This is a genomic window from Streptomyces purpurogeneiscleroticus, assembly GCF_020024005.1.
GTDB lineage: Bacteria > Actinomycetota > Actinomycetes > Streptomycetales > Streptomycetaceae > Streptomyces > Streptomyces purpurogeneiscleroticus.
Genome location: NZ_NHSG01000254.1, coordinates 1 through 7,084 on the forward strand (window position 1 = coordinate 1; position 7,084 = coordinate 7,084).

Annotated in this window: 8 protein-coding genes; 3 read left to right on the forward strand and 5 right to left on the reverse strand. The window is 74.4% G+C overall.

Translation table 11 applies throughout. The features are described from left to right. Positions 1-51 precede the first annotated feature (51 nt). Positions 52-981 carry a Rossmann-like and DUF2520 domain-containing protein gene (locus CCS38_RS16410; RefSeq protein ID WP_223734022.1) on the reverse strand — a complete coding sequence of 310 codons (930 nt, stop codon included), beginning with the start codon at positions 979-981 and terminating at the stop codon, positions 52-54. Between the two features lie 211 nt (positions 982-1,192). Here CCS38_RS16410 and CCS38_RS16415 point away from each other — a divergent pair, with 211 nt between their 5' ends. Further along, positions 1,193-2,347 (forward strand): threonine aldolase family protein, encoded by a 1,155-nt coding sequence (locus CCS38_RS16415; RefSeq protein WP_223734023.1) that lies wholly within the window; start codon positions 1,193-1,195, stop codon positions 2,345-2,347. On the opposite strand, the gene CCS38_RS16420 is transcribed toward CCS38_RS16415, so the two are convergent. Beyond that, entirely contained in the window at positions 2,258-2,563 is a 306-nt protein-coding gene (locus CCS38_RS16420; RefSeq protein ID WP_223734024.1) for a hypothetical protein, read from the reverse strand. The two genes, CCS38_RS16415 and CCS38_RS16420, sit on opposite strands and share 90 nt — an antisense overlap. 146 nt (positions 2,564-2,709) lie before the next feature. On the opposite strand from CCS38_RS16420, the gene CCS38_RS16425 reads away from it, so the two are divergent. After that, positions 2,710-3,822 carry a DUF5937 family protein gene (locus tag CCS38_RS16425; protein ID WP_223734028.1) on the forward strand — a complete coding sequence of 371 codons (1,113 nt, stop codon included), beginning with the start codon at positions 2,710-2,712 and terminating at the stop codon, positions 3,820-3,822. 32 nt (positions 3,823-3,854) lie between these two features. On the opposite strand, the gene CCS38_RS16430 is transcribed toward CCS38_RS16425, so the two are convergent. From CCS38_RS16430 to CCS38_RS16440, 3 genes are all read right to left on the reverse strand, one after another. After that, on the reverse strand, positions 3,855-4,280 hold the full coding sequence (locus CCS38_RS16430; RefSeq protein ID WP_223734025.1) for a DnaJ family domain-containing protein: 426 nt from the start codon (positions 4,278-4,280) through the stop codon (positions 3,855-3,857). Positions 4,281-4,348: 68 nt separating this feature from the next. Then, positions 4,349-5,032 (reverse strand): response regulator, encoded by a 684-nt coding sequence (locus CCS38_RS16435; RefSeq protein ID WP_223734026.1) that lies wholly within the window; start codon positions 5,030-5,032, stop codon positions 4,349-4,351. 64 nt (positions 5,033-5,096) lie between these two features. Next, positions 5,097-6,302, reverse strand: coding sequence for a sensor histidine kinase (locus CCS38_RS16440; protein ID WP_223734027.1), 1,206 nt, complete (start codon positions 6,300-6,302; stop codon positions 5,097-5,099). Positions 6,303-6,423: 121 nt separating this feature from the next. Here CCS38_RS16440 and CCS38_RS16445 point away from each other — a divergent pair. Beyond that, a partial coding sequence (locus CCS38_RS16445; RefSeq protein ID WP_372457090.1) for an SAM-dependent methyltransferase occupies positions 6,424-7,084 on the forward strand: 661 nt, incomplete at its 3' end.

Here is a 7,084-nt window from a genome sequence, read left to right on the forward strand (position 1 = left end):
CGGCCGACGGGACGCGGGCGTCGGTACCGGCCGGGTGCTGTGCGGTGGTGTTCATCGGGTGCCTCCCTCCGTGCGGTCCGGGTCTCCGGAGAGCACGCCGAGCAGGTCCTCGGCGAGCTCCGGCTTGAGCAGGCCGTGCGCGAGCGCCCGGTCCGCCGTCGTACGGGCCATGGCGAGGTATCCGGCGACCGCCTGCGGGGAGTGCCTGCGCAACTCCGCGACGTGCGCGGCGACCGTACCGGCGTCACCGCGCGCGACCGGCCCGGTGAGCGCGGCGTCCCCGGAGCGCAGCGCGTTGTCCAGCGCGGCGCCCAGCAGCGGCCCGAGCATCCGGTCCGGCGCGCCGACCCCGGCCGTGCGCAGCAGCTCCAGGGACTGGGCGACCAGCGTGACGAGGTGGTTGGCGCCGATGGCCAGGGCCGCGTGGTACAGCGGCCGGGCGGCCTCCTCGATCCACTCGGGTTCGCCGCCCATCTCGATGACCAGCGCCTCGGCGGCCATCCGCAGCTCCTGGGGCGCGGTGACCCCGAAGGAGCAGCCGGCCAGCCGCTGGACGTCCACGGAGGTGCCGGTGAACGTCATGGCGGGGTGCAGGGCCAGCGGCAGCGCACCGGCCCGGGTGGCCTCGTCCAGGACCCCGGCGCCGAACCGCCCGGAGGTGTGCACGAGCAGCTGTCCCGGCCGCACGGCGCCGGTCTCCGCGAGCCCGGCGACCAGGCCCGGCAGGGCGTCGTCGGGGACCGTCAGCAGCACCAGCTCGGCGCGCGCGAGGACCTCCTCCGGCGGCACGACGGGCACGTCGGGGAGGAGCGCGGCGGCGCGCCGCCGGGAGGCGTCGGAGACGCCGGAGACTGCGACCGGGTGGTGCCCGGCCAGCTGCAGGGACGCGGCGAGCGCGGGCCCTACGCGGCCTGCCCCGACGACGCCGACGGTGAGCCGGGCGGGGCGGTCCTGGGCCTCGGTAAGGGGATTCTCATTCACGCGGCAATGGCCTTCCGTTCCAGTCCGCGGGGGGTACCGGACGTTTCCTGGTCATGCTACGCGGTGTTCCGGACGCGCCCCGAGGGACGGACGGCAGGTGAGACGGGCGTCTCGTGAGCGCTCGGAAACCCCCTCGCCGTCCATGGTGCGGTACGGGATGATCGGCCGGCATACAGGTGGAGCGCGAGCGGGCCTAGGAGGCGGGCAGCACATGACCGACCAGGAGGACCGGACGCGCCGGCTCGCCGCCTGGCGCGGCTGCGACCGGGCACTGATGCGCGGCGTCGGCGACGAGAGCGTCGCCGAGCGGCTGGCCCGGCTGGCCGCCGACGCCCCCGGAGCGTACGGCCTGGACGCCCCGGTGGACTTCTATGCCGACGAGGAGGGCGTCGTCGGCACTCTGGAGCGGCGCACGGCGGAGCTGCTGGGCACCGAGGCCGCGGTGTTCTTCCCCACCGGCACGATGGCGCAGCAGGTCGCGCTGCGCTGCTGGGCGGGGCGTACGGGCAGCGCCACGGTGGCCGGGCATCCCATGTCGCACCTGGAGGTGCACGAGCGGGACGCGTACGCGGTGGTCAGCGGGTTGCGCATGATCCACCCGACGCGGGAGCCCCGGCTGCCGGCCGCCGAGGAGGTACGCGGCCTGGACGAGCCCTTCGGGACGCTCGCGGTGGAACTGCCGCTGCGGGATGCCGGTTTCGTGCTGCCCTCGTGGGACGAGCTGGTGGCCGTGGTGGACGCGGCCCGGGAGCGCGACGCGGCGGTGCACTTCGACGGCGCGCGGCTGTGGGAGTCGGTGCCGCACTTCGGACGCCCGCTCCCGGAGATCGCCGATCTCGCCGACAGCGTGTACGTGTCGTTCTACAAGTCGCTGGGCGGGATATCCGGCGCCGCGCTGGCCGGCAGCGAGGACTTCGTGGCCGAGGCGCGGGCCTGGCGGCACCGGTACGGCGGGCTCCCGTTCCAGCAGTGGCCGGCCGCGCTCGCCGCGCTCACCGGCCTGGACCGCGAGCTGCCCCGCCTCCCGGAGTACGTCGCGCACGCCGGGGTGATCGCGCGGGCGCTGGCCGAGGGGCTGGCCGAGTGCGGCGTGCCGTGGTTCCGGGTGCACCCCGACCCGCCGCACACCCACGACTTCCAGGTGTGGCTGCCGTACGCCCCCGAAGTGCTGGAGGAGGCGAGCCTGCGGCTGGCCGAGGAGACCCGTACGGCGCTCTTCCGCCGCTGGTGGGGCGGTGGCGTGCCGGGCACGGCCATGACCGAGGTCCACGTGGGCTCAGCCGCACTGGGCTGGACTGCCGCCGATGTGCGGGGCGTTCTCGCGGACTTCCTGACGCGGGTGCGGGCGGTGGCCGACGGGGGCTGAGACGGGCGTACGGCGCCCGAGCAGGGCCCGTACGGCACGCAGCAGGCCCCGGGCCGGCAGCCGGTCGGCGGGCGGCGTGACGACGGCCTCGAAGCGCCGCCAGTCGCGTAGTTCCCGCAGCGCCCGTACGTCGCCGGTGCCGGGCAGCGGCGGCCCGGCCTCCCCCCGCTGAGCTGCGCGGTAGACATCGATCATGTGCTGCTGCATCGCGTTCATGCCCTCCACGGTGGGCGGCGCGCGCCGCCCGGGGCACGCCGATTGACGGGAGCCGTCAAACGTCGGCGGGCGCGCCTCACAGGTCACGCATGATGGGCGTACCGGGCCGGCGACGGCGCGCGCGTACAGGGGAGGAACACGTGGGGATCCAGATCGACATCACCGGCCTGCCGGAGGAGCGCTTCGTCTTCGCCCCCTCGCCGCTCGCGGAGCTCGGTACCGCGCTGCACGCGCTCACCGAGCCCGGCCACCACCCGGGGCTGCACGGCTGGACCACGGCGACCTGCGCCGCGTTCAAACCGGACCTCGCCGACCGGCTGCACGAGGCGGACTTCCTGTGGGGCCCGACCTTCTCCGACATCTCGATGCCGTTCGCGGCGCTCGCCGACACCCACGGCATGCCCGGCGCGACCCTCGCCGAGGACCTGGACCTGCTCGACCGGCTGGACGACGAGCTGTACGTCGCGGCGGCGCTGGAGATCTCCTGCGCCAGCCTCTACAGCCGGGGCGGCCCCTCGCCTCTGGTGGACGCGGAGGCGCGGCACCAGGCGCTGGAGCGTGCGGTGGCGCGCGGCCCGCGCCAGGCGGAGTTCGCGCGCCGGCTGCTGGCCGACCCGCCTGCCGTACGGGCCTGGATACGCCGCTTCTTCGAGGACTGCGACCAGGCGTTCTTCGCGGACGTCTGGCAGCGCGTCCGCGTACAACTGGCGGCCGACGCCCGGCACAAGACCGAGATACTGCGCCGCAAGGGCCTGGCCGACGCGCTCACGGAGGTGTCCACGGCCCTCGCGGTGGACGAGGAGCAGCGCCGCATCACGGTCGACAAGCTGAGCAACGGGCGGACCACCGCCGTGAACCCGGAGGTCGGCGCCGGGCTGACATTCGTCCCGACCTCCTTCGGCTGGCCGCACCTGATGGTGCTGCACGCGCCGGGCTGGCGGCCGGTGATCCATTACCCGGTGGCCGCCCCCGAGTTGTCCCGTACGGCCTCCGTGGAGCTGCTCCAGCAGCGTCTGGAGGCGCTCGCGCACCCGGTACGCATCCGGATCTGCCGCAATCTCGCCCGGACCGCGTACAGCACCGGCGAACTCGCCGCCGAACAGGGCATCACCGCGCCCGAGGTCTCCCGGCACCTGGGCGTCCTGAAGAAGGCGGGCCTGATCCAGACCCGCCGCCGCGGCCGGTACGTCCTGCACCAGCTCGACCTCCAGGTCGTCGCCCGGCTGGGGAGCGACTTCCTGGAGGGGATCCTGCGCTGAGCCTGGAGGGGATCCTGCGCTGAGGGCGGCGTTCAGGAGGCGTCGTGCCCCCGCAGGCGCTCCCGTACGGCCGCCCGCCAGTCCTGGACGACCTCCTCGGGGTCGTACGGCGTGAGGCCCAGCGGCGGGCCCGGCTGCGGGTTCTTCAGCGCCTCGCGGATCTTGTCGTTGAGGTCCGCCACGATGCGCCGCGCCTCGCGCTCCGAGCGGGCGCCGCGCGCCGCTGCCAGCGCGTCCTCCGCCTCCTTGCGCAGCGCGAGCGTGGGCGGGAGGCAGGAGACGTTCTCCCGCGCCATCTTGTCCCGGACCCACCACATCTCGTCGTAAGGCTTGTTCAGGCCGGTCAGCGGCTTCCCCGCGCCGGGCAGATCGTCGAACTCGCCCCGCTCCGCGGCTTCCCTGATCTGCCGGTCGACCCACGTCTCGAAGCTGACGCCCGGTGGCTTGCGCTCGGTCACGGTGCTCTCCCTGGGAGGTAGGAGACATCGGTCCTTCGTTACAGCGGTCCTTCGTTGCCGCGGTCCTTCTATGGTGCGCCGCCGCCCGCCCGCACCAGGCCCGTTTCGTACGCCAGCACGACCGCCTGCACGCGGTCCCGCAGTTCGAGCTTGGTGAGGATGCGCCCCACGTGCGTCTTGACCGTGGCCTCCGAGAGGACCAGCCGGGCGGCGATCTCGCCGTTCGACAGCCCCTGCGCGACCAGCAGCAGCACCTCGCGCTCCCGCTCGGTGAGCCGCCGCAGCTCCGGGCGGCCCTCCTGCCGCGCGGCCGACGGCAGCATCGGCGTGAAGCGGTCCAGCAGGCGGCGGGTGGTGGACGGCGCGACCACCGCGTCACCACTGTGCACCGCGCGGATCGCCCCCAGGAGCTCGTCCGGCGGCACATCCTTGAGCATGAAGCCACTGGCCCCGGCCTTGAGCGCGGAGAACGCGTACTCGTCCAGGTCGAAGGTGGTCAGGATGAGCACCTTCGGGGCGTCCGTCGCCGTCCCGTCCGCGCAGATCCGCCGGGTGGTCTCCACGCCGTCCAGGTGCGGCATCCGCACGTCCATCAGGATCACGTCGACCCGGGTGGCACGCAGCGCCTCGAGGGCGGCCACGCCGTCGCCCGCCTCCGCGACGACCTCCATGTCCGGCTGGGCCGCCAGCACCATCCGGAAGCCGGTGCGCAGCAGCACCTGGTCGTCGACGAGCATCACGCGGATCGTCATGGCGGGGGTCCGTCCCTTCAGGGGCATTCGGTCAACAGGATGTGGTGGCGCGCGCCCAAGTGCCCTAACGCGCCGGTGTGAGCGGCAGCACGGCGCTGATACGGAAGCCGCCGCCCGGCCGCGGCCCCGCGTCCAGACTGCCGCCGACCATACCGACGCGCTCCCGCATGCCGATGAGGCCGTGGCCCTGCCCGTCGGCGCCGCCCTCCTCGTACAGCTCGTGCTGCGCGCCCCGGCCGTCGTCCTCGACGAGCAGCTCCAGGCTCTCCTCGCCGTAGACCAGGCGCACCGTCGCACCGACGCCCGGCCCGCCGTGCTTGCGGGTGTTGGTCAGCGCCTCCTGGACGATGCGGTACGCGGTCAGCTCCACGCCGCTGGGCAGCGGCCGCTCCAGGCCGCCGACCGTGAACTCCACCGGCAGGCCCGCGCCGCGCACCTGCTCCACGAGGTCGGCGAGCTGGTCGACGCCGGGCTGCGGCACGTACTCGCCGGCCTCGGCGCCCTCGCCGGTCCGCAGCACGCCGAGCAGCCGGCGCATCTCGGCGAGCGCCTGCCGGCCGGTGCCGGAGATGGTCTCCAGCGCCTGCCGGGCCTGCTCGGGCGCGGACTTCAGTACGTACGCCGCGCCGTCGGCCTGCACCACCATCACCGACACGTTGTGCGCGACGACGTCGTGCAGCTCGCGGGCGATCCGGGCGCGCTCGGCCGCGACCGCCATGCGGGACTGCGTCGCGCGCTCCTTCTCCAGCCGCGACGCGCGCTCCTCCAGCTGCGCCCAGTAGGCCCGCCGGGTGCGCAGCGAGTCGCCCATCACCCAGGCCAGCACGAACGGGACGGTCAGGAAGACGACGACCACCACGTCCTGCCACACCGTGTAGTACGGGTCGGGCTGGTGCCAGCGGAGCCTGGACAGGACCGGCGCGAGGATCCCGCCGACCAGCGCGTACCGGGAGGCCCAGCGGACGTTCCCGTACGCGACCGTGTAGATGATCACCAGCATCGCGAAGTCCGCCGGGTTCGGCTCCACGTCGAAGACCAGCTGGGCGACGCCCGCGAGCGTCGCCAGCAGCAGCATCCTCAGCGGGGCCTTGCGACGGAGCGCTACGACCGTGCACAGCGCGAGAACGACCAGTACCCCGACGGCGCGCTGCAGGGAGCCGGTGAGTATGTCGGAGACCAGCCACAGGCCGCAGAACGCGAGGAGCAGCAGCGCCCAGAAGGTGTCCACACCTGTCGGGTGCCTGCGGAAGAAGTCGTAGAGACGCTGCACGTCACCCAGCGTAGGCAGGCCGTATAGGTGTACGGGTCAACCGAAGGAGCGATCCTGGGCGCGCGCCCTACTCCCCAAGGTGGATGCCGGGCGGTACCCGGGCCGCCCGTACGGTGGGGCGGTGACGAACGAGTGGTGCGGCTGGCGGGACGCGACGGAACGGGCGCTGTACGGGCCCGGCGGCTTCTACACGCGCTCGGACGGCCCCGGGCCCGCCGGACACTTCCGTACCTCGGTGCACGCCTCGCGGCAGTACGCGGGCGCCGTGGCGACGCTGCTGGAGCGCGTGGACGAGGCGCTGGGCCGTCCGGAGCGGCTGGACGTCCTGGACGTCGGGGCGGGGCGCGGCGAGCTGCTGAGCGGCGTCCTGGCGACGCTGGACGCGGCCGCGGCGCGGGACGCCGGGGAGGCCGCCGGTGCGTCGGCCGGTTCGCTCCCGGGGCGGCTCCGGGCGTACGCCGTCGAGAGGGCGCCCCGCCCCGAAGGGCTCGATCCCCGCATCACCTGGCTCGCCGAGCTGCCGGCCCCGGGGACGCTCACCGGGCTGCTCTTCGCCAACGAGTGGCTGGACAACGTCCCCGTGGACGTCGCCGAGACGGACCCGGAGGGCGTGGTGCGCCGCGTACTCGTACGCGCGGAGGACGGTGCGGAACGGCTCGGCGAGCCGGTGACGGGCGAGGACGCGGCGTGGCTGGCGGAGTGGTGGCCCACCGGCGGGGACGGCGGGCCGGTGGACGGGGACGGCGGGCCGGGGTACCGGGCCGAGATCGGGCGGCCGCGGG